Annotated in this window: 22 protein-coding genes and 1 riboswitch; of the genes, 20 read left to right on the top strand and 2 right to left on the bottom strand. The window is 50.3% G+C overall.

Going from position 1 to position 20103, the window contains the following annotated elements; genetic code table 11:
* The first annotated feature begins 71 nt into the window (after window positions 1–71).
* A complete protein-coding gene (gene panB, locus BBI15_RS15630) occupies window positions 72–905 on the top strand; it encodes a 3-methyl-2-oxobutanoate hydroxymethyltransferase (RefSeq protein WP_068870983.1) in 834 nt (277 codons plus the stop codon).
* 69 nt (window positions 906–974) lie between these two features.
* Here the strand turns inward: panB and BBI15_RS15625 are convergent, their stop codons facing one another.
* Window positions 975–2294, bottom strand: coding sequence for a murein hydrolase activator EnvC family protein (locus tag BBI15_RS15625; protein WP_084632977.1), 1320 nt, complete (start codon window positions 2292–2294; stop codon window positions 975–977).
* A gap of 404 nt (window positions 2295–2698) precedes the next feature.
* On the opposite strand from BBI15_RS15625, the gene BBI15_RS15620 reads away from it, so the two are divergent.
* On the top strand, window positions 2699–3748 hold the full coding sequence (locus BBI15_RS15620; protein WP_405313384.1) for a M14 family zinc carboxypeptidase: 1050 nt from the start codon (window positions 2699–2701) through the stop codon (window positions 3746–3748).
* Between the two features lie 58 nt (window positions 3749–3806).
* Here BBI15_RS15620 and BBI15_RS15615 read toward each other — a convergent pair whose 3' ends face one another.
* Window positions 3807–4271 carry a universal stress protein gene (locus BBI15_RS15615; protein ID WP_068870980.1) on the bottom strand — a complete coding sequence of 155 codons (465 nt, stop codon included), beginning with the start codon at window positions 4269–4271 and terminating at the stop codon, window positions 3807–3809.
* Window positions 4272–4442: 171 nt separating this feature from the next.
* Between BBI15_RS15615 and BBI15_RS15610 the strand changes: the two genes are divergently transcribed.
* The 18 genes from BBI15_RS15610 to pabB all read left to right on the top strand — a co-directional run bounded on the left by BBI15_RS15610 (window position 4443) and on the right by pabB (window position 19965).
* Window positions 4443–5138 carry a Crp/Fnr family transcriptional regulator gene (locus BBI15_RS15610; RefSeq protein ID WP_068870978.1) on the top strand — a complete coding sequence of 232 codons (696 nt, stop codon included), beginning with the start codon at window positions 4443–4445 and terminating at the stop codon, window positions 5136–5138.
* A gap of 825 nt (window positions 5139–5963) precedes the next feature.
* Window positions 5964–6086: a cytochrome C oxidase subunit II gene (locus BBI15_RS15605; protein ID WP_068870976.1), complete on the top strand. Its 123-nt coding sequence runs from the start codon at window positions 5964–5966 to the stop codon at window positions 6084–6086.
* Window positions 6087–6104: 18 nt separating this feature from the next.
* Window positions 6105–6572, top strand: coding sequence for a cytochrome c oxidase subunit II (locus BBI15_RS15600; RefSeq protein ID WP_068870974.1), 468 nt, complete (start codon window positions 6105–6107; stop codon window positions 6570–6572).
* A 1-nt stretch (window position 6573) separates the two neighbouring features.
* Window positions 6574–8226: a b(o/a)3-type cytochrome-c oxidase subunit 1 gene (locus BBI15_RS15595; RefSeq protein WP_068870972.1), complete on the top strand. Its 1653-nt coding sequence runs from the start codon at window positions 6574–6576 to the stop codon at window positions 8224–8226.
* Between the two features lie 293 nt (window positions 8227–8519).
* Entirely contained in the window at window positions 8520–9074 is a 555-nt protein-coding gene (locus tag BBI15_RS15590) for a methyltransferase family protein (RefSeq protein ID WP_068870970.1), read from the top strand.
* 420 nt (window positions 9075–9494) lie between these two features.
* A complete protein-coding gene (locus BBI15_RS15585) occupies window positions 9495–9914 on the top strand; it encodes an organic hydroperoxide resistance protein (protein ID WP_058382397.1) in 420 nt (139 codons plus the stop codon).
* 20 nt (window positions 9915–9934) lie between these two features.
* The gene (locus BBI15_RS15580) at window positions 9935–10372 is read left to right on the top strand and encodes a transcriptional regulator, SarA/Rot family (RefSeq protein WP_058382398.1); all 438 of its coding nucleotides are present in this window, start codon (window positions 9935–9937) and stop codon (window positions 10370–10372) included.
* A gap of 28 nt (window positions 10373–10400) precedes the next feature.
* Window positions 10401–10877 carry a glutathione peroxidase gene (locus tag BBI15_RS15575; protein WP_068870967.1) on the top strand — a complete coding sequence of 159 codons (477 nt, stop codon included), beginning with the start codon at window positions 10401–10403 and terminating at the stop codon, window positions 10875–10877.
* A 71-nt stretch (window positions 10878–10948) separates the two neighbouring features.
* Complete coding sequence (locus BBI15_RS15570; RefSeq protein WP_068870965.1) at window positions 10949–11137, top strand: DUF3934 domain-containing protein; 189 nt, start codon at window positions 10949–10951, stop codon at window positions 11135–11137.
* Between the two features lie 600 nt (window positions 11138–11737).
* Window positions 11738–11915: riboswitch (cobalamin riboswitch) on the top strand.
* Between the two features lie 136 nt (window positions 11916–12051).
* Window positions 12052–12540, top strand: coding sequence for an acyl-CoA thioesterase (locus BBI15_RS15565; RefSeq protein ID WP_068870963.1), 489 nt, complete (start codon window positions 12052–12054; stop codon window positions 12538–12540).
* A 2-nt stretch (window positions 12541–12542) separates the two neighbouring features.
* Window positions 12543–14720: a ribonucleoside-diphosphate reductase subunit alpha gene (locus BBI15_RS15560; RefSeq protein WP_068870962.1), complete on the top strand. Its 2178-nt coding sequence runs from the start codon at window positions 12543–12545 to the stop codon at window positions 14718–14720.
* Window positions 14721–14726: 6 nt separating this feature from the next.
* Window positions 14727–15773: a ribonucleotide-diphosphate reductase subunit beta gene (locus BBI15_RS15555; RefSeq protein ID WP_068870959.1), complete on the top strand. Its 1047-nt coding sequence runs from the start codon at window positions 14727–14729 to the stop codon at window positions 15771–15773.
* Window positions 15760–16239: a flavodoxin domain-containing protein gene (locus tag BBI15_RS15550; RefSeq protein ID WP_237150887.1), complete on the top strand. Its 480-nt coding sequence runs from the start codon at window positions 15760–15762 to the stop codon at window positions 16237–16239. Before BBI15_RS15555 ends, BBI15_RS15550 begins: the two co-directional genes overlap by 14 nt.
* A gap of 74 nt (window positions 16240–16313) precedes the next feature.
* Complete coding sequence (locus BBI15_RS16490; protein WP_157101678.1) at window positions 16314–16487, top strand: hypothetical protein; 174 nt, start codon at window positions 16314–16316, stop codon at window positions 16485–16487.
* 243 nt (window positions 16488–16730) lie between these two features.
* Window positions 16731–17129, top strand: coding sequence for a DUF1259 domain-containing protein (locus BBI15_RS15545; RefSeq protein ID WP_068870957.1), 399 nt, complete (start codon window positions 16731–16733; stop codon window positions 17127–17129).
* Window positions 17130–17251: 122 nt separating this feature from the next.
* Complete coding sequence (locus tag BBI15_RS15540; RefSeq protein ID WP_068870955.1) at window positions 17252–17458, top strand: hypothetical protein; 207 nt, start codon at window positions 17252–17254, stop codon at window positions 17456–17458.
* Window positions 17459–17606: 148 nt separating this feature from the next.
* Window positions 17607–18230, top strand: coding sequence for an anthranilate synthase component II (locus tag BBI15_RS15535; protein ID WP_068870954.1), 624 nt, complete (start codon window positions 17607–17609; stop codon window positions 18228–18230).
* On the top strand, window positions 18208–19965 hold the full coding sequence (gene pabB, locus BBI15_RS15530) for an aminodeoxychorismate synthase component I (protein ID WP_068870952.1): 1758 nt from the start codon (window positions 18208–18210) through the stop codon (window positions 19963–19965). Before BBI15_RS15535 ends, pabB begins: the two co-directional genes overlap by 23 nt.
* The last annotated feature ends 138 nt before the right edge of the window (window positions 19966–20103 follow it).

Here is a 20103-nt window from a genome sequence, read left to right as displayed (position 1 = left end):
ATCCAATTCTGCCCGTCCGCCCTTTCGCGGCGGGCTTTTTTCAAAGGTTTCCTTCCCGGAAGGAGAGAATGATGGAAAATACAGCTTCATTGATCAAGATGAAACAGCAAGGGGACAAGATCGCGATGCTGACGGTCTACGATTACCCGTCCGCCAAAATCGCGGAAGCGGCGGGGATGGATGTGCTGCTTGTCGGCGATTCGCTCGGCATGGTCGTGCTCGGCTACGATTCAACCGTCAAGGTGACCGTCGAAGACATGATCCATCATGGAAAAGCGGCAAGAAGAGGGGCACAGGACACCTTCCTCGTCGTCGATATGCCGTTCGGCTCGTTCCACGGCAGCTGGGACCGCACGCTCGAAAACGCCATGCGCATCTTCCAGGAAACGAGTGCGCAAGCCTTGAAACTCGAAGGTGCAGGGGAAGTGCTCGAGGTGACACGCAAGCTCGTCGCCAGCGGCATCCCGGTCGTCGCCCATCTTGGTTTATTGCCGCAATCAGCCGCTGTGCTCGGCGGCTATAAAGTGCAAGGCAAAACCGCCAGCGCCGCCAAGCAATTGATCGAAGACGCCAAAGCGTGCGAAGCGGCAGGCGCCTGCATGCTCGTGCTCGAATGCATCCCGCATCAACTGGCGGCACAAGTCGCGAAAGAACTTAACATCCCGGTCATCGGCATCGGCGCAGGCAGCGAAACCGATGGCCAAGTGCTCGTCTACCACGACACCGTCAAATACGGTTCGCACCATTTGCCGAAATTCGTCCAGTCCTACGCAGAAGCAGGCGAGACGATGCAACAAGGGCTCGCCCAGTACGTGGAAGAAGTGAAGAGCGGCGCGTTCCCGAAAGAACAGCATCGTTTCACGATGAAAGAAGAAGAGCTCGAGCAGTTGTACGGGTCGAAATAGTAAAATACACACTAAAAAAGCAGTACCCGAACATCCCGGGTACTGCTTTTTTGCTTTGACGGATAGTTATTAGCCGCCGATATATGCTGCTGGGTTGACTGCGTTCGAACGTGCGCCGTTCCAGCTGCCGATGTGGATCTCAAAGTGCAAGTGCGGGCCAGTTGAACGCCCAGTGTTGCCCATGCCGCCGATTTTCTGTCCTTGTGAGACTGCTTGGCCGACGGAAACATTGATGGAATTCAAATGTGCATAAGTCGTTGCGTAACTTTGGCCGTTGATGACATGTGTAATGATGATGACGTTGCCGTAGCCGCCCATCGATCCAGCGTATGAGACATAGCCGCTTGCCGCTGCGTGGATTGGCGTTCCTGGGCTATTGGCAATATCATAACCAAGATGCGTTTCCGCTCCAGCACCGATGTCACGTCCGCCGAATCCGGAAGTATGCCGGCCTGCTGCCGGGCGAATGAATCCAGAGCTTGATTTAGGCGCTGCCGCTTGTGTGACGGTCGCTGCAGAAGCGTTGGATTGTGCTGCTTTTTTAGCTGCCGCTTTGCGGGCTGCTGCTTCTTTCGCTTTGCGTTCCGCTTCGGCTTTACGGGCAATTTCCGCTAGGCGGGCTTGCTCTTTGCCGATTTTCTTTTGGAGTGATGAACTGATGTTCATCGCTTTTGCGTGTTCTTCTTCAAGGTCGGCTTTTTCTTTTGCCAGTCGTTTCTGTTCGGCTTTCAGATCTTTTTGAAGCCCATCTTGCTCTTTCTTTTGTACATCCAATGAATCTTTCAACTCAACAAGTTCCGCTTTTTGGCTTTCTTGTTTCGCCAGTTTTTCTTCCACTTCCGCTTTTTGTTCAGCCAGCAGCTTTTTATCCGCTGCTTGCTCGCGCATAATTTCACGGTCTGCCTCAATCAATGTGTTGACGGCAGAAGCACGGTCGATAAAGTCGACAAAGCTGTTCGCTCCAAGCAATACATCAATATAGTCAACGGAACCGCCGCTCAGTTGAATGGCGCGTGCCCGTTCTTTCAAGAGTTCTTCACGTTCTGCAATTTTGCGTTCCAGTTCTTCAATCGATTCTTTCAATTCATCGATTTCGACTTTCGTTTGGTCAATCTGTGCTTGAACGCCGTCGATCTTGCCTTGGGTTTCTTCGATTTCGCCGTTCAATTCCTGGATCTTGTTCATGATTTTTTCAAGCTTCGTCTGATTTTCGACGATCGCGTTATTCTTTGATTGGATTTCCGAATTCAAGTTGTTCTTCTTTTGCTCGACCTGTTGTTTTTCCTTTTCCAGGTCGGACAATTTGTCGGCATTTGCTGTCGGCAGGAAAATCGATAGCGCCAGGACAGCAGACAAGGCTGCCACGAACCATTTTGACCATGTGTTCAATGTGTTGTGCTCCTTTCGCATTCCGTTGATTATTATTGTTTCTCTATATAAGAATTCTTTTCTACAGTAATGAAACTGAATCTTGTCATGAAAAAAAGCCGTCAAAAATTCCGGCAGACCCATTGTACCACCGCATAAACCTATTTATTATTACAGTTTCTTATCAATTGACGGGACTTAATGTCATAAGCGACACATAAGAACAGGAAATGTAATCTTTTATGAGAATAAAGTAATGTTTTTGCAGAATAATTCATGTTTTCTTTTATTTCAGATAGGGCAGGAGTCAGCCGGTCTTTTCGGTTGCGCATTACGAAGGAAGCGTTTTCATGAAACGGGGAGGAGAATGAGGAAAGAAAACGGAAAGGGTGGGATGGCAATATACCATAAGGAGTGATGGATCGATGAAATCATTGAAAAAAGGGGCATTAACATTATCATTGGCGGGGGCTCTTGCATTGAGTGCAGTGCCGTTGAACTCGTCAGTAGTGGAAGCGGTCGGCAATGGGCCAGGATATGGCGGGAATGAGACCATCAACACGTCTATTTTGACAACTTACTCGGAAATGGCCGATTTCTTGAAGAAGCAGGATGCCAAACAAGAAAACATGGAACTTGAAGTCATCGGGCAAAGCGTCAAAGGACGCGACCTGTACGTGGCAAAATACATGAGCAATCCGGAAAACCCGACCATCCTGTTCTTGACCCAGCAGCACGGGAATGAACAGCTGACGACAGAAGGGGCACTTGAATTCATCAAGCACCTCGGCACCGGCAAAATGAAAGGTGTCACGGATAACGTCAATATCCTGGTTGTGCCGATGCTCAATGCAGATGGGGCCATGGGAGATGTCGATTTCTCACTGGAGGATTATGTAGCATCGGGTGACCGGAACTTGACGCGCTATAATGCACTCGGCGTGGACTTGAACCGTGACCACGTCACAAAAATCCAGCCGGAAACAAAAGCCTTGCACACGAATGTGATGAGCAAATACGACATCGATTACATGATCGATCTGCATCATCAAGGAGCCAACAGCGAGCGCGATGGTGAGTTGGTTTCGGGATCGATCCTGTACCCAACCACCCCAAACGTCGACCCTGAAGTGCTTGAAGGATCGAAAAAACTGGGGGCCGTCGTTTTTAATGCTGTCGATTCGACAGGCTGGGGCCACCTCGGAAAATATCGCGGCGGCGACGCTGAAACCATCAGCCGCAACGGCATTGCAGTGGAATACGGCATTTCGACATTGCTCTTCGAAATGCGCGGCATGTCTGACCATGAATACGAGCCGTATGTCCTTGGGCAGAAGAGCAATGGCTATTTGATCAAGCAAACCGTGACGACATTGGAATCGACGGTGCGTGCAATTGCGGATGGCTCAATCGATACGCAAGATACATCGTTCTGGGATACGCTGGCATTCCAGCAAACCCGCGAAACGGAATAAGACGAAGAAAAGCCTTTCCCGCTTTGATCGGGAAAGGCTTTTCTTATTGTAGGGCTTGTTATTCGTCTGCGTCGATGTCTTCCTGGTTTCTGCGGACCACGAGCACGTCGCATTTGGCTGTACGGACGATGCGTTCGGAAACGCTGCCCATGATAAGGCGTTCCGCTGCATTCAAACCGGTGGCGCCACAAACGATGACATCCACTTTCAATTCATTCGCCAATTTTTTCGGAATGACCGTTTTCGGCGAACCGTATTCGATCATCGTATGGACATTCGTTGCACCATGTGAAGAGGCTTCTTCCTTATAACGGGCAAGCAGTTCTTCACCGCTTTGCAATGCGCGTTCTGCAATCGTGCGGTCGTACGCTTCAATGGAGCCGAATGAGCGGTTATCGATGACATGCACCAAGTAAAGCTCCGCATTATTCCGGGAAGCTGCAGCTGAGGCTTTCTTGAAAGCCCATTCCGCTTCTTTGGAACCATCCACTGCTACCATAATTCGGGAATATTTCAAAGTCATTGTCCATTCCTCCTTCTATATTGCTTACCTTTCGATACGCCATCCGGGACTTCCTTCTTTTTTCGGAAAATTCCCTGTGCGTCTTGGCGGATTTGTGAAAACGCATCCAAATCCTGTGAAATCTATGGTACGCTTGAGAAAAGCATGAACAAGGGAAGGGAGGATGACCCTATGGAAGCAGGCTTCGATAAATTGGCGGCGGAGCTCGAAAAGCTCTTGACGATCAGCCATCAAGTAAAAGAATATCAGAAAGGCGATTATCTGTTCCGCGAAGGGGAGGCGGTAAAAGGCCTTTATATCCTCCGTTCGGGGAAAGTGCAAATCGGAAAAGTCACGCCGGATGGCCGCGAGCTTGCGTTGAAGATTTGCGGCACGGGGCAGATGGTCGGCGAGATCACGGTATTCGCAGAAGGAGCCACATATTTGCTGGATGCCCGGGCCTTGACGAACACTGTCTGCTTGAAAATCCCTGTGGAAGAGCTGGAACAATCGCTTGAAAAAGACCCAGGGCTTGCGATGGCGTTCATGAAATGGATGGGCATCGACCAACAGAAAACGCAGACGCGTTTCCGGGATTTGATGCTCCATGGCAAAAAGGGAGCCTTGTATTCGACGTTGATCCGCCTCGGCAACAGTTATGGCATCCAAGCGGACGGCGGCTTATTGATCGATGTCGTGCTGACGAACCAGGAGCTGGCGAATTTCTGCGGCATGAGCCGTGAAATGGTCAACCGGATGCTCAGCGACTTGCGCAAACAAGGAACCGTCGGCATGCAAGACGGCAAGATCGTTCTATACAATATCCCCAAACTGAAATTCGACATCAATTGCGAAGAATGCCCGATTTACCTTTGTAAAATCGACTGATTGCAAAGCCTGCCGTAACGGCAGGCTTTTTGTATGCTCTGGTAATATCAGCTTTTACTCCTTAAAAGTGTGGTACAGAGGGGGATGCAACTGAAACCAAAAGAGCCGTGAAAGGAAAAGCTTCCACTTTTCGACTGCGTTGCAGGGGCACGCTTTCCGGAGGGCTCGCATTGAGCCGCTTCGTCGCTACGCTCCTGCAGGGTCTCAATTGTCTCGCTATTCCTCCCGGAGTCGGCCCCTTACACTTCGTCTCTAGTTTTAAAGGAGAAAATAACTTCTTTTGTCCACTCAATAGAAAATTAGAAATGTGTCATCTTTTCAGCTTAAGTCATTTTCATTAAAGAGCGTGCAAGCATCATATATGTTCATCAACAAAATTTCTACTCAAGCACCTATGGCCCAGATGTTTCATCTAAGGAAGCGATTCCCACACTAGCCTGCAACTGCATATAGAAGTAAATCTGATGAAACACACTCGAATCAGCGAAATCTCCAAGCCGCCGAGCGTAAAGGGGTGAGCCGAAGCAGTAAGACAGGTGCTTTTCATGGCTTACTGCAAGAGGCCAACCCAGAGCACGGCGGCGACTAACAACATGATGCTCCAATAGAACAGGAAACAATGCCACACCCTAACCCCCGCTATCTCCGCCATTCATTCCAACCAATAGCAACTTCCAAAAGCCTGCTCATCCGCAGGCTTTCTTTTTTTGGCAAAAATATGAACAACCGAAAATAAAAATGCGCAGGTGTGATTTATGTCACAGCTAAACCGAAATTTAGGTCCTATGCTAAAGGAAATAGCAAACGAGTGAAGAGGTGGAGAAAGTGGATAAGAAGCAATCGGATCATGACGTGAATTTGAAGGGAACACTCGTCAGTGTATTCTTCGTCGGCATCGTCATCGTTGCCATGTGGGTTGCCGTGTATTTGATGTACGTAGCGAGATAAAAAAAGGAGAGATTCATCATGCATTTCCATAAATACGAGAAGATTTGGCTCAGTTTCGGCATCGTCTCGCTCATTGTCTTTTTGAGCGTCGTCGGGGTCAGTGCGTTTTCACAAAACCATACGCCATCTGGAGGGATGGACACCATCGACCCGGAGAAAGTGAACGAAACAGCGCCATTCGATAACCCAGGGGTCACGCAATTGGACGAGGATACTTACCAAGTGGCGATTGTCGCACTGGCTTTTGGCTACAACGCACCTGACTTGCGGGTGCCAGCGGGCAAGGAAATCATTTTCAAAGTCACCAGCACGGACGTGGTGCACAGCTTTACGATCGACAATACGAAAGTCAATATGATGGTCGTTCCGGGACGGGTCACGACCAAATCCTACACATTTGAAGAACCGGGCAAGTATTTGATTCTGTGCAATGAATACTGTGGCACCGGTCACCATATGATGTCTACGGAAATTGAGGTGTACTGACATGATTGCTCAACCAGAACGTAAAATCGCTTTATGGCACCTAGGTGTCGCCTATACCGCCTTTTTGATCGGCACGCTCATGGGTGTCTTGCAGGTCTTTATCCGCAACGACGCCTTACAGCTCCCGGCTTGGCTTGATTATTACCAGATCCTGACCGCGCACGGCGTCTTGCTCGCACTTATTTATACGACCTTTTTCATTTTCGCCTTCTTTATCACCGGCATGAGCAAGAGCCTCGGCAGCTTCGGCCCGAAAGTCCGCTTGTTTTCATGGATCGGCTTGTGGGTGACGCTTCTCGGAACGGTCATGGCCACAGTGATGATTATCGCCGGGGAAGCGTCGGTTCTATACACCTTTTATGCACCGATGAAAGCGAACGGCTTTTATTACGTCGGCCTGGCCTTGGTCATTGTCGGTACGTGGATCTCGAGTTTTGCGTTGGTCGGCCATTATATGGTGTGGCGCCGCAACCATAAAGGGCAATTGAGCCCTTTGTTCGCCTTCATGACGGTTACGACAATCATTTTATGGATCATCGCCTGTCTCGGCGTGGTGGCGACCGTGTTGTTCCAATACATTCCGTGGGCGTTCGGCTGGACGGATACGATCAATGTGGAATTGAGCCGTTCGCTGTTCTGGTATTTCGGCCATCCGCTTGTTTATTTTTGGCTGCTTCCAGCCTACATCGCTTGGTACACGATCGTGCCGAAACTGCTTGGCGTGAAAGTGTTCAGTGATTCCTTGGCACGTCTCGCATTCGTCTTGTTCATTCTGTTCTCGATTCCGGTCGGGTTCCATCATCAATTGACGGAGCCAGGCATCTCGAACTTCTGGAAGTTCCTGCAGGTGGTCTTGACCTTTATGGTCATCGTGCCATCGCTCATGACCGCATTCTCGATGTTTGCGACCTTTGAAATTTCAGGGCGCAAAAAAGGCGGTACCGGCCTCTTTGGCTGGTTTAAGAAACTGCCGTGGCGAGATGTCCGTTTCACTTCGATTTTCATCGCCATGGCGTTCTTCATTCCTGGCGGCGCTGGGGGGATCATCAATGCCAGTTTCCAATTGAATGAAGTCGTCCACAATACGTTATGGATTGTCGGGCATTTCCATATTACCGTCGGAACGCCGGTCGCGATGACGTTTATGGGCTTGACCTTCTGGCTCATCCCGTACTTGACGGGTCGCCGTTTCACGAAGCGCATGCAGCGCCTCGGCTTTGTCCAGATCATCACTTGGTCGATCGGCATGCTGCTCATGTCGACTGCGCAGCACGTACTCGGCTTGATGGGGGCTCCGCGCCGCACAGCTTACAGCGGCTATAACGACCACCCGTCGGCGATGGAATGGTTTGACGGCATTCTCTCGAACCATGTGACGATGGCGATCGGCGGCACGATTTTGTTCCTGTCTGCCATGATCTTGATGTATATCGTCATCATGACAATGTTTATTTCGCCAAAAGCGGAAACGCCTGAACAAATGGTGGAATTCCCGCTGGCGGAAAGCGATATGTCCCATACGCCAAAATGGCTGGAGAACTGGTGGATTTGGATCGGCATAGCGGCCGTGTTGATTATCGTCGCTTACGCGGTTCCGCTGACCCACATGATCCAACATGCACCGCCTGGCTCGAAAGGATTCATTACATGGTAGGAGTTGAGGACAATGTTCACGATGGTACTCGCATTAATGGCCATTTTCATCGTTTTCACCGCGATGCTCGTTGAGTTGTCGGTGACCGACGAAGACTGAAGAAGAGCTGTTCCGGCAATGCGCCGGGACAGCTTTTTTTCGTCTTGCTCCAACTGGACGCTTTCCGCGGGCACGGCCTCAGCCGCTTCGTCGCTTCCGCTCACTGGAATCTTTTAACTATGCGCAACCAGTTGGAAATTGTATTTGAGCGGCATCTTCTATAGTATTTTAAGGAGAAAGAAGAGGTGGATGTGATGGGGTGGATGGACTGGGTTTTCACCGCCGTGAGCGTTATCTGGCTGGTCGAATTCATCGTTTTTAAAAACCGTGAGACCGGGCAAGGCGACCCGGTCGAAAAAAGGACATTCTTTGGGATCCTATTGTCGCTGATTGCCACCATCGTAGTTGGTTTTTGGCTTCAGGAGCTGGCAGAAAATGAAATTGCATCAGTGCTCAGGCCGATCGGGCTCGTGTTGCTTATCGTAGGCGTCTTTTTGCGATTTTGGGGAATCATTCATTTGAAATCACAATTTACGCGTCACGTGACGGTGCGTGAAGGCGATAGTATCGTCAGCAGCGGCCCTTACCGCAAGCTGCGCCACCCGCTCTATACCGGCTTGTTTTTGATCGGCATCGGCATGGCGCTGTTCTTCACGAGCCTCATTGCGGCGATTGCCGGCGGCTTGTTGCTCGCGTTTGCGCTAAATAAACGCATGCAGCACGAAGAAGCCTTGCTCATCGAGAAGTTCGGACCCGAATACAAGGAATGGATGAAGCACCGCGCCCGCTTGATTCCTTATATTTATTGAAGCTCAGCTATCGTGAATAAAGAAGTGGAAATCCCGGATCTTGCATCCGGGATTTTTCAGTTTGTGGAGAAAGGTAAGAAATCGTATTTTCCGAAGCTTATCGCTCGCTTTCCGTGGGCTCGCGCCCAAGCCTCCTCAGTCGCTTTGCGCCTTGCGGGGTCTCGGTCGTCTCGCTGATCCACTGGAGTCGAGCGAACGCTTCTCCAAATACTTAGATAGACCATTGATTTTTGAATGTAGAAAAGATGACTCTCTTTTTAATTCATAGCGAATCATAGACTGCTTTAACACACTTGGAAATCCCGGATCTTGCATCTGGGATTTTTCTTGTAGACAAAAACTAAAGCGTTTCATTTTACATCGTGTACGATTTAAATTAATATAGATCGTGTAAGATATAATTCTTGGAGGGATATAAAAATGAAACCAATATTTGAAACGACGATGATCAACAGCGGCGGACGCGAAGGCACGGTTTATTCACCGGATAATATTTTCAACCTCGATGTGGCAAAACCGGTCGCGCTCGGCGGGCAGCCGAACACAGCGACGAACCCTGAACAATTGTTTGCGGCAGGCTACAGCTCGTGCTTCAACAGTGCGTTGGACTTCGTGTTGGAACGTGATAAAGTGAAAGTAACGAACAGCGAAGTCACAGCGACGGTTTCCTTGCTGGGCGATAAAACGGACGGTGGCGTGAAACTTGCAGTGCGCCTCGAAGTGGATATCGACGGATTGGAAGATGGCAAAAAACAGGAATATGTCGATAAAGCCCACGCATATTGCCCATATTCCAAAGCGATCAAAGATTCCGTGGATGTGGAGATTGTCGTTCGATAAGCAGAAAAACAGGTGATGACATGGATAAACCGACCAAACTGGAACAGCAATTATGCTTTGAAGTGTATAAAGCTTCGAGCAATTTCTCGAAACTTTACGCAAAGACATTGGAACCATTCGGCCTGACCTTTACGCAGTATTTGGTATTGCTCGTGTTATGGGAAGAAGACGGCTTGACGATGAAAGAAATCGGCGGGCAACTCGGGCTCGGCACCGGCACGCTCAACCCGATCATCAACCGGATGATTCAAAATGGCCGCATCGTGAAAGAACAATCGGCTGAAGACCGCCGCGCTTTCCGGATTTCTTTAACGGAAAAGTCGCGTGCGGATGAAAAGCCGATTGAGCAGGCCATTCACGACAAGATCACCAGCTGCAATTACCTCGATGTCAATGCCATCGAACTAATGAATAACCTGAAAGCCTTAAATGCATTTTTCGGCGAGATGGATCTGTGAAAATTCATGGAAACAGGAGTGATGAATGATGGGAATCTACGAGATTAAGGTCACCGATGCCAGCGGGGAAGAGTACAAGCTCGAACGCTACAAAGGCCAACCGATGGTCATCATCAACACGGCGACCAAATGCGGCCTGCGCGGCCAGTTTGACGGCCTCGAAAAGATTTACCAGCGCTACAAAGATGAGGGCCTAGTCGTACTGGGCTTTCCGTCCGATCAGTTCGGCCAGGAAGTCGGGGAAGCGGCAGATGCCGAATCGTCGTGCCGCATGACTTACGGCGTCACGTTCCCGATGCACGACATCATCAAAGTGAACGGCAAAGACGCACATCCCTTGTTCGATCATTTGACGTCGAACACGAAAGGCTTCCTGTCGAGCGGTATCAAATGGAATTTCACGAAGTTCCTAGTCGACCGAGATGGCAAAGTCGTGGCAAGGTTCGCACCGAAAGATACACCCGATTCGATGCACAAAGACATCCAGAAAGTGCTCGAGGCCTAAACACCTTTGTTCACGAAAGCGGCGGGATGTGGTAAGCTGAACGTCACGATGAGTGAACGGGAGTGAACGAAATGGGTAAAGCGAAAGCAAAAGCAAAAAGCGGCGTAGGTCAAGGCACCGGCAAAAAAGGCTGGAACCGTTGGGAAAAAGGCAAAAACAAAGCCAAAAGTTTTAAGCCGTATACAAGCAAAGACAATAAAGAAGCCACGAACCAAAAAGGAAAGCAGCCAGAAGCTGAATCTGAATGGGTCGATGGATAACAAGAGCCGCGCAGTAAGTTGCGCGGCCTTTTTATTTCCCGGGAAATAGAAATGGCAGTGGAAAGCGGTGGGGATTTTGCTATGGGCTGTGCTAAAGCGAGGTATTGAAAACCAACGTGAAGCACAAACGAGCTCCCGAACTAAATACTATCTACCTTACCGATGCACGCCTTAGGAAGCGATTCCCCCACTAGCCGGCAACTCCTTAGAGAAGCAGATCTAATTGAACACACACGAATCTATGAAATGTATTAGCCAGCCAGCGACAAGGGTGAGCCGACGCAATAAGACAAGCGCCCTTCTTGGCTTATTGCTAAAGGCCAACCCAAAGCAGGCTGGCGACTACAAAGATGATGCATAACTAGAGCACAGGAACGATTTCACAAGCAAGTTCTCGCTGTCTTCGCTGAAACAGAAAATTTGAAAACCTTGTATCAAAAAATAACTACAAATTGAAAGTTTTATACGAAAAACAAGCCAGCGACTAGACCCTTTTTCACTTTCTACAGGAAGTACGAGAAAATCCTTGCGGCGAAATTCGAACTGGTCTATAGTGAAACTACAAGATTTGGTGATGATGTAAAAATTCAACACCATATATAGTGATACCGCAATAAGGGTGCCCAATATGGGCTGAAAAGGGAATCCGGTGAAATACCGGAGCTGTTCCCGCAACTGTAAGCGCAGACGAACCATGAAATCCACTGTCCAATGGACGGGAAGGGCATGGGGAGAGTGACGCGCGAGCCAGGAGACCTGCCTTTGTTGTCGTTTTGCACTTCTCCGGGAATTGGGAAGGATGACAAAGGTTTGGTTCGTGTGGCCCAAATGTGCCCACTTAGTTAACTTGCGTTCATGCTCCCATTCTCTCTGGAGAATGGGGGCTTTTGTGTTGTTAGAAGGAGGAAATTAATATGCACAGAGAACAACTTCCGGCCGGCGTATCCAGGACGATCCAGTCCCGGCTTGTCTTGCCGCCGGACACCAACCATATGGGCACGATTTTCGGGGGCACCGTCCTCGCGTATATCGACGAGATCGCCGCCATCTCGGCAATGAAGCATAGCCGGCGCGCAGTCGTGACCGCATCGATCGACAACGTCAATTTCCTGTCCTCGGCAAAAGTCGGCGATATCTTGATCTTGGAAGGCGTTGTCATTTCGACGGGCCGGACATCGATGGAAGTATACGTCAAAGCAGAATGCCAGCACATCGAAAGCGGCACGCGCAGCTTAACGACCACTTCGATCTTGACGATGGTCGCAGTGGATGCAGAAGGGCGCCCAACGCCAGTCGCGAGCGTGGTGCCGGAAACGGAAAATGAAAAACGATTATTTGACAACGCACAGGAACGAAAAGAACGCCGAATGATCGCAAACGAATACGCAAAGGAGCTGTGTTAAAAATGACTTTAGGAGCAGTAGAACGCGATAGAAAAATTCAGGATGCACTCGACCGGGTTTCGATGGACGAACCGCATTGGACGTTCGAAGCGGCAGGATTATATTTGGAGAAATTATATGAGCAAGCGGCACTAACGCGAGGCTACAGCGCAGCGAATAAATACGATGATTTCTACGGATTGATTTATGGGCTTAGCCGCCTTGGGATTTATTCAAAAGATTTGCTGGAAGCTTACTCCGAGGGCGAAATCCGCTTACTGGGACAAGAAATTTCACCGGAGCGCGATGAATTGTTCAATTACATAGGATTGTTCTTGCTGGCGGACCGTTATTTGGCAAAAGACTATGACGGCCGTGTGTGGGAATTGCCGCAGGAGCGCTTTCTCGTCATCGCGATGACTTTGATGCAAAAAGAACCGAAAGTGCGCCGCCTCGAACTCGTCAAGGAAGCGTATTGGGCGATGAGCAATCTGTATATGACGGTGGCGACGCCAACTTTATCGAATGCCGGAAAAAGTTTTGGCCAAATGTCTTCGTGTTTTATCGACACCGTAGCGGATTCGCTTGATGGCATTTACCAGAACAACTGGGATGTCGCACGCCTGAGCAAAGACGGCGGCGGCCTCGGTGTTTACTACGGAAAAGTGCGCGCACTCGGCTCGGACATCCGCAAATTCAAAGGCAATTCATCCGGCGTCATCCCGTGGATCCGCCTGCTCAACGACACAGCGGTCAGCGTCGACCAACTTGGCCAGCGTCAAGGCGCAGTGGCGGTCTATTTGGATGTCTTCCATAAAGACATCATGAATGGCTTCCTGGATTTGAAAACGAATAATGGCGATGAGCGCCGCAAAGCACACGATATTTTCACCGGGGTCTCGATTCCGGATTTGTTTATGCAAAAATTGCAGGAAACCGATGAAAACGGCCGCAGCGTCGGCGAATGGCATACGTTCTGCCCGCATGAAGTGAAACAAGTAATGGGTTGGAAAGACGAGCAGGGCAATTTGCTCGGGCTCGAAGACTTCTACGACGAAACCGACCGTAAATACTTCACGGAAAAATACGAAGAAGCGGTCAACCATCCTTTATTGGCCAGAAAATCGTTCCGTGCGATGGATATCATGGCGCGCATCATGGTGTCGCAGCTCGAGACTGGCACACCGTACATGTTCTACCGTGACGAAGTGAACCGCCAAAACCCGAACAAGCACTTGCGCGGCATCGGCAAAACATCCATCTATTGCAGCAATCTATGCAGTGAAATCGCACAGAACATGTCGCCGACTGAAATCATTAAAGAATACAAAGATGAAGAAGGGAATCTCGTCACTGTGAAAAAACCGGGCGATTTCGTCGTCTGCAATTTATCATCCATCAACTTGCCAAGAGCGGTGCAAGCGGACGTTTTGTCCCGCCTCATCCCGATTCAATTGCGCATGCTCGATAACGTCATCGACTTGAACACCATATCGGTCGGCCAGGCGGAAGTGACGAACCTAAAATATCGCGCCGTTGGATTAGGGACATTCGGATGGCACCACTTGCTCGCGCTTCGCGGCATCCACTGGGAAACGCAAGAAGCAGTCGATTATGCCGATACCTTGTATGAAGAAATCGCTTGGCACGCCATACGCGCATCAGCGGGACTGGCAGAAGAAAAAGGCGCCTTCAGTGAATTCACAGGTTCTGAATGGCACACGGGCGAGTATTTCGAACGCCGCAGCTATACGGGCGAACGCTGGGACGCCTTGCGCCGCAAAGTATCTGCATCCGGTGTCCGCAATGGCTGGATGATGGCGGTCGCGCCAAACTCGTCGACCGCGAAAATCGGCGGCTCGACAGACGGCATCGATCCTTTGTATGCCGTCGAATACGCAGAAGAGAAAAAGAATTTCCGCTTTAATGTGACGGCACCGGACCTTAACCACCACACATATGATTATTACCGCCGCGCGCGCCACGTGCTGGACCAAAAATGGAGCATCCGCCAAAATGCCGCAAGACAGCGCCATATCGACCAGTCGATCAGCTTTAATTTATACGTGCCGCATACGATCCGCGCCAAGGAATTGCTCGAATTGCACCTCGAAGCGTGGAAGTGCGGCTTGAAGACAAGCTATTATGTGCGCAGCACGTCGCAGGAAGAAATCGAAGCATGCGAGGCATGCGAAAGCTAAGGAAGGATGATGAGTATGGAAACGTTAACGAAACAAGTCTTGATGGACCCGGATGCACCGAACCGCTCGACCGCCATTGTCGGCGGAGCGAGCTCAGGTCTGCTCAATTGGAACGACATCGCCCATCCGCATATGTATGAACTGTACCAAGCGCTGCTCGCGAACTTCTGGAAAGCGCAGGAAATCAATATGCAGGATGATATTAAAAATTGGGATTCGCTATCGGATACCGAGAAAGATGTCTTTTTGCGCATTAACACGCAACTCGCGTCTCTCGACAGCCTGCAGACACCAACGATGACCCAAGTCATGGACTATGTCAGCGATTCAAGTTTCAAGTCGATTTTTGCCGTCATCGCCCAGCAGGAAGCGGTCCATACCGAGTCTTATTCCTACGTGCTCAGCTCGCTCGTGCCGCTCGATGAACAGAACCGGCGCTTTGATGAAGCAAAGAACGATCCGCTCGTCAGAAAGCGCAACGCACGCATTTTACAAGCATACGAAGCATTTCGTACCGAGCCGAATTTGGAAAACCTGCTGAAGCTTGCGGTCAACTCGATCAATTTGGAAGGCATTTATTTCTATGCGGGCTTTGCTTTTTTCTACCACCTCGCGCGCCAGCAGAAAATGCTCAAGACCAGTACGATGATCAGCTATATCCAGCGCGACGAAATGCAGCACGCTTATTTCGTGTCCCAGTTTATCCGCATCTTGATCGCAGAAAACCCGGAGCTTGCGACAGATAGCATGAACAACTGGATCCGCGAGGAAGTGGCGCACGCCGTCGAACTCGAAAAAGAATGGGCCCAGCATATCCTTGGGGAGATCGATGGCCTGGACCTTGATGAATTCAATGAATACGTCGAGTATTTGGCCAACAAGCGGCTGCGCCAAATCGGCCTTGGCAACCTCTATGAAACGCGGGACAACCCGATGCCGTGGATCCGCGTCTTCGGTGACGATATGATGAACAGCACGAAGTCGGATTTCTTCGAACAGAAATCGCGCGCCTATACGAAAGTATCGGAGTCGAACGGCTTTGACGAATTATAAACCGAGCGTTGCAATTGTCTATGCTTCTGCGACGGGGCACACTGAAACCCTTGCGCATATGGTGGCGGACGCTTTCGTGCGGCAAGGGGCTGAACCGGATGCTTTTCGTGTAAAGGAATTCGATCTCACCAAACTATGCCGTTACGATATAGTTTTGGTCGGCACTTATACGTGGATGAACGGTGACATTCCAAAGCAGCTTCACGGCTTATTTGAAGCGATGGAACAGCAAGACAAGACGCTTGTTACAGGTGTATTCGGGACAGGCGACCGCTGTTTTGCAACCTATTGCGGGGCGGTGGATCTGTTCCGGGACATGCTCCATGCGAAAACCATTTTAGCCGCGACGCTCAAAGTCGAACAGATGCCGTCCGCGGATGACCGCAAGCGCTGCGGCGCATTTGCGGAAAGTGTGCTGATGAAATACAGCCATCGCAAAGGCATGTTGTCAGCCGCCAACTCCTGAATCCTCCCCCTAGTTTCTCCTTCAGGCAAGCGGGTATAGAGCAAATAAGGAATTGAAACAGAGGAGGAAGGGCGATGGCACAACAGAAATGGCTGAAAGTCGGCGCGGCGGCAATGCTGTCTGCAGGAATGCTCGCTGCATGCGGCGGCGGGGAAGACGAGCCGGAAATGGAACAGGAAACGGATGTCATGCCGGGCGAGAACCATGGTGATTCGGACGACAACGATGATGAGGAAGAAGAGGATTAATTTTGTATAAGCAAACATAGGCCTATGGTTTCCCTTTTTGCACGGTTTATCTTATACTATTCACGGATGGAAAACTATAGTATTTCCGTTCAGGCACCACTTTTCACCGCTTAATGATACCCGACTTCAATTTGGTAAAATGGAACAGACAATAGCGCTGGAACCAACGCCGAAAAAAGCCCTTGCCTGGGTTTTTTCGGCGTTTTCTGTTCCGCGCAACTTGCTTTAAGAAAGGGGAACGATATGAAAATCGAACACACTATCATGGACCTGGCACAGCAGGTCGGGAACTTGCTTGAGGCGGAAACTGATACGACAGATATGGAATGCCTGATCAAAAAAAACCGGACCGTAACCATTCAATTGCATGATAAAAGTTTTGATTGCACATTGGAACATGACATATCGTTTCGAAACCTGAAATCCGATGGCTCTGCCATGAACGAAGCAGACATATACTTGCTCCCTGAAGAAGTGCCGTTATTTACGCAAGCATTGCAACAATACCCGATCGCCTTGCCGACGGAATTTGAGCAAAGTATCGACTCGAACCCGAATATTGTGTGTCTGCGGCTTACTGCAGAAGAGCCGCCGGAGAATTTTGCCGCACGGCTTGCAGCTGCATTGCGCCAGATCGATTAAATATACAAAACCCGGATTACCTGGTAATCCGGGTTTTTAATATGCATCCTTTATTTGGAAAACGAAAGGCAGCATGATAGAGTGGGCATAATGGAATTTCAAATCCATCTGGAGGGTTGGGCATGCGTAAACATATAATATATTTCGTAGGATTCCTGGCGCTTGCAGCAGTCAATAGCTGGATAGACCACGCGCAAGAGGGTGTATGGAATTTCCAGGAAAATATTTTCAAAGCCTTGTTCATCGCGCTATTCATACGCGGCGGGTTTTGGTTTGAGAAGAGAGTGTACAGGAAAGAAGCACAGGAAAAAGGCGAAACCGGGAATTAACAGGATCCGGCCGTGAAGTCCATCAGGCCAATATTCAATTTAGGCGCTTTCCAATCATAAGACATGCCATTAGATAATCGATGCTTAATCCTCATCCTCCCTTTATAATGAATTTACGCAACATTTCACTTGAAGAGGAGTTTTTCCCGTGATTGCCATCATCGATCAATATGATTCATTTACATATAATCTTGTCCACTACTTCGAACGGCTTGGTGCACGTGTGGAGGTCTTCCAGAATGACCGGGCCGTGCTCCAAGACATCGAAGTCTTATCGCCGGAATTGATCGTGCTATCGCCAGGGCCTGGCAAGCCCTTGCAGCCAGGAGTGGGAATCGAAGCGCTCGAAGGGCTCAGCGGGAACGTGCCGATACTCGGCGTATGCCTTGGTCATCAAAGCATTGTGGAATTCTATGGCGGTAAAGTCCGTAAAGGGGCAAAACCGGTCCACGGGAAAGTGTCGGAAGTGGCACACAGGGGGCAAGGGGTTTTTGCAGGGCTGGGTTCACCGACGCCGGTCGTACGCTATCATTCGCTTGTGGCAGACAGCGAGACGCTGCCCGCCATTCTCGAAGTGACTGCATTAGCGGAAGATGGCAGCATCATGGGCGTGCGCCATAAAGAGTTGCCCATCGAAGGCATCCAATTCCATCCTGAATCGATTTTGACGAAGGATGGCTTTCAGATGCTCGCGACCGCCTACCAGAACGCCCAATTATGGAATCGTGAAAAGAAAGGAGGCGCACACGATGGCCCCTTATCTGCAGTTTGATTTTGCGAAAGCCGACGGAACGCCGGAAACGGTCGCTTTTTCCGAGCCGCAAGCGGTTCTTGAAGCGAAGTCGCTGAAGGACGTAGCGGGCGTTTTTGAACAAGTCGACCGTTACACGTCGCAAGGCTATTACGCCGCGGGTTACGTATCCTACGAAGCAGCGCCTGCTTTCCATCCGGAAATGGCTGTACGTGCCGGTGCTGAAATGCCGCTTGTCTGGTTCGGTATCTTTAGCGAAACACAAGCGCCAAAACCAGTAAGCGATGCTGAGTATGAAGTATCGGCATGGACGCTTGAAGGCTCCGTTGCTGAGTACAAAAACGGCATCCGGAAAATCCGCCAGGCCATCGAAGAAGGCGATACCTATCAAGTGAATTACACGGAACGCCTCACTGCGGGGTTCAAAGGGGATGCGAAAGCATTTTATCGGCAGCTCGCACGCAACCAGCAAGCGGATTACAGTGCGTACTTAGACATCGGCCGCCATCAGATCTTGTCGGCATCGCCGGAACTGTTCTTCCGCATCGACGGCTCGCGTATCCGCACGAAGCCGATGAAAGGCACCGCACCACGCGGCAGGACGAGCTGGGAAGATGAGGCCATTTTGGATGTGCTGCTCGAATCGGAAAAAGAACGCGCCGAGAACTTGATGATCGTCGATCTATTGCGAAACGATATGAGCCGACTCGCCAAGCGGGGGACGGTTCGAGTGCCGAAGCTGTTTGAAGCGGAAAAATACCCGACCGTCCATCAGCTCACGTCGACGGTGGAAGCCGAACTGCCGGAAGGGCTTCGCGTATTCGACTGGTTCCAGGCATTGTTTCCTTGCGGTTCGATCACCGGCGCGCCGAAAGTCAGCACGATGCGCTATATCGCCGAACTCGAACAGACGCCTCGGGAAGTCTATTGCGGCGCAATCGGCTATATCACGCCTGAGAAAAACGCCATCTTCAATGTGCCGATCCGCACCGTCGTCATCGATCAGGACAAATCGGCTGCGCGCTACGGCGTAGGCGGCGGCATCACCTGGGATTCGACATCCGACGGCGAATACGAGGAACTATTGACGAAAGCGCGCGTGCTGACAGACCAGCGTCCGGAATTCGCCTTGCTCGAATCGCTCAAGCTGGAAGACGGCAATTATCCGCTTGCCGCACTGCACTTCGCACGGCTGAAAAAAAGCGCAGCATATTTCCGTTTTGCATTGGATGAAGAGGCGATGGCGAAACAATTGGAATCGCTTGCTTCAAAGCATGCAACAGGCCTTTTCAAAGTCCGCCTGACGCTTGAGCGCAGCGGCAAGATGGAGCTGGCCGCACAGCCGGCAGCCCCGATCGAGCAGCCGATCCGCTGTGCACTCGCCAAATCGCCAGTAGACAGCCGAAATGCATTTCTCTATCACAAAACGACCAACCGCAGCATCTATGAACAGCACCAACAGCAAGCGGCTGACGCTTTTTCCGTACTGTTATGGAATGACCGCGAGGAATTGACCGAGTTTACCATCGGCAATCTGGTCGCAGAAAAAGACGGCTGTTTCTACACGCCGCCCGTCTCAAGCGGCCTGCTCGCCGGTGTCTACCGCGAACAGCTACTGGAAGAAGGGCGCATCGAAACGAAAGTGCTGAAAAAAGACGAGCTCGATACATTTGACGCCATTTGGTTCATCAACAGCGTCCGCGGATGGTTGAAAGTGGAACTTGATGAGATCAACCAAACGCTTGGGAAGCTCTAAAGCGGCATCTTTACTCAGCAGGATATATCAATCAAAATTCCCCAAACCACGCTCAAAAGCTGCGTAGTTTGGGGTTTCCTATATTCGCACACACTTCTTGGTCAAAAATTTTACGATAGCCAATCCCTGCCCTCCCAT

The organism is Planococcus plakortidis (assembly GCF_001687605.2).
In the GTDB taxonomy this organism is placed as follows: domain Bacteria; phylum Bacillota; class Bacilli; order Bacillales_A; family Planococcaceae; genus Planococcus; species Planococcus plakortidis.
Note: the sequence above shows the minus strand (reverse complement) of the source record. Positions and strands in the feature narration are given on the sequence as shown.